This window comes from Falsiroseomonas sp. RANM36, from assembly GCF_056682175.1.
Window position 1 is genome coordinate 1,341,262 of sequence record NZ_JBWXTD010000003.1, and the last position, 2,781, is coordinate 1,344,042.

Annotated in this window: 1 protein-coding gene; it reads left to right on the forward strand. The window is 75.3% G+C overall.

Annotated elements, in window-relative coordinates; translation table 11 throughout:
* Positions 1-80 precede the first annotated feature (80 nt).
* The coding region (locus AC1MIR_RS11275) for a YjbH domain-containing protein (protein WP_480028250.1) at positions 81-2,781 on the forward strand (2,701 nt) is incomplete at its 3' end.

Sequence of the window (2,781 nt, forward strand, 5' to 3'; positions counted from 1 at the left end):
GCGCGCCGCGCCCGCGCCCGGGGCCCCCCCCCCCCCCCCCCCCCCCCCCCCCCCCCCCGGGGCGCGCGGGCGGAGCCCCCGTGGCGCTCACCCTCATCGCACTTCTCGCCGCGACACCCGCCATGCCGCAGGAGGTGCCCGGCACCGGGTCGGATCTCGGTGGCGTGGGTCTGCTCGAGATGCGCAATGCGCGGTTCCGGCCGGATGGGACGCTGGAGGCGGGCACCTCGCTGCGGCATCAGCGGCGGCTGTGGTTCGTGAATTTCCAGGCGCTGCCGTGGCTGGAGACGACGTTCCGGATTGCGGAGCGGCTGGACGGCACGACGGGCCGCGGCATGACGAGCGACCGTTCCTTCGACGTGAAGATCCGGCTGCTGGAGGAGGATGACTTTTGGCCGGCGGTGGCGATCGGGCTGCAGGATTTCATCGGCACCGGCATCTATGGCGGCGAGTACATCGTGGCGTCGAAGCGCTTCGGGCCGCTCGATGTCACCGCCGGCATCGGCTGGGGGCGGCTCGGCACCTACAGCGATATGCAGAACCCGCTGACCCTGATCTCGCCGCGCTTCGAGCAGCGGGATCGCGATGTGGGCGAGGGCGGGCTGCTCGGGCCGGGCACCTATTTCCGCGGCGAGAACGCATCGCTGTTCGGCGGGCTGGAATATTCGCTGCCGCCCCTCTGGACGCCGCTCGGCAGCGTGGAGGGCATCCGCGCGAAGGTGGAGTTCTCGGGCGATGCGCTGCGCGACGAGCGCGGCGGCTATCCGGCGAACACCACGGACCTCAGGGGATACGCGCGCAGCCGGGTGAATTACGGGCTGCAATGGTCGAATGGCTGGCTCGATATCGGCGCGGGCTGGCTCTACGGCACGGATTTCGTGGTCCGCCTCTCGGCCCGCTTCGATCCGGCGAACCCGCCGGAGATCGAGCAGCCGCCGCCGCCGGCGTTGTCCGCGCGGCCGCTCGCCCCGCTGCCCGATCCCGAGGCGGCGGCGCGCGATGCCTTGCGCGCCGCCGGCTTCCGGCCGGTCGCGGTCCGCATCGCGGGCGCGGAGGCGCGCATCGCGGTCGCGGGCGGATCGCAGCGCACGCTTGCGCAGGCGGCGGGGCGCGTGATGCGCGCGGTGCAGCCTTTCCTGCCGGCGGAGGTGCAGCTGGTCGTGCTCTCCTGGCGGCATGCCGGGGTGGAGATCGCGCGGCTCGCCATCCCGCGCGCCGCCTTCGAGGCCGCGGCGCGCGGGAATGGCAGCGCGGAGGAGCTGTTCTACGTGACGCAGCTCGGCGCGGCGGGCGCGGACGCATTCGGCCGCATGGATGGCGGCGCCGGCTTCACCTGGGGCGTCGAGCCGCGCTTCCAGACCATCCTCGGCGATCCGAGCCGGACGCTGCGCTGGCAGGCCGCCGCCGTGGCGGGGGCGCGGGCGGAGCTCGGCCATGGCTTCGCGCTGGCCGGCAGTGTCTCGCTCGCGATCATGGGCAATCTGGACGGGGCGCCGCCCTCGGACAGCCTGCTGCCGCATGTGCGCAGCGACTATGCCCGCTACGCGCAGGGCGGCAGCACGGCGATCCCCGCGCTCTACGCCGCGCGCATCTGGGCGCCGGCGCGCGACATCTTCGCCCGCGTGACGGCGGGCGTGCTGGAGCCGATGTTCAGCGGCGTCTCGGCCGAGCTGCTGTGGCGGCCCTACGACAAGCCCTATGCGCTCGGCGTGGACATCGCGCAGGTGGTGCAGCGCGACTATGACGGCGGCCTCGGCACGCTCGGCTACAACGTGACCACCGGGCAGGTCTCGCTCTACGCCGACCTGCCCTGGTACGGGATGTATGCGGTGCTGCGCGGCGGGCGGTATCTCGCCGGCGACTGGGGCGGCACGGTCGAGATCGGGCGGCGCTTCGACAGCGGCATCGAGGTGGGCGGCTTCGCCACCTTCACCGACGTGCCCTTCTCCACCTTCGGCGAGGGCAGCTTCGACCGCGGCATCTATGTGCGCGTGCCGCTCGAGCTGTTCGGCATCGCCACCCGCAACGTGGCGAGCGCGATCATCCGCGGCGTGCAGCGCGATGGCGGGCAGCGCCTGGCCGTGGACAATCCTCTGTGGGAGATCACGCGCGAAGGCCGCGCCGCGGCCTTCGAGGTGCTGCCCACGCGCCTCGGCGCCGCCATCCTGCCGCGCGCCGACACCGTGACGCTCCGCGCGCTGCCCGCCGGCTTCGCCGCAGATCCCGGGCCGGGCGTGGCGCTGGCCTTCGGCACGGAAGCCGACGCGGCCGAGGAGGCGGCGGCGCTCTCGCGCCTGTTCGACCTGCCGGCGGAGCCGCTGCCCGCGCTGGTCCAGCGCGAGCGCAATGCGAATCTCGCCGTCGCCGGCGCGCCGCCGCTCGGCCGCGGTGCGCCGCGGCTGCGCGCGGCGGAGGCGTTGCTCGCGCTCGGCCTCGGGCCGGAGGCGCAGGCGATGGCGGGGCTTGCCATGCGCGAGGATCCGCGCGCGGCGGAGCAGCCCAAGGCCCGCGCGCTGCAGGGCGCGGCCGCGCTGGTGGCGGGGCGGCTGAACGAGGCGGAAGGCCTGCTCGATCCGCGCCTGCCGGAGAGCGCCGAGCTGACCCTCTGGCGCGGCCTGCTCGCTGCCGCGCGCGGCGAGTCGGGCGCGGCGGGCATCGCGGCGTCGCTGCCGATCCTGCGCGCCTGGCCGGAACCGCTGCGCGACCGCCTGGCGCCGCGCGCCCCCGGGGCGCGGGCCGGGGGCGGGGGGGGCGCGGCGGCGCGGCGCCGGGTCGCCGGGG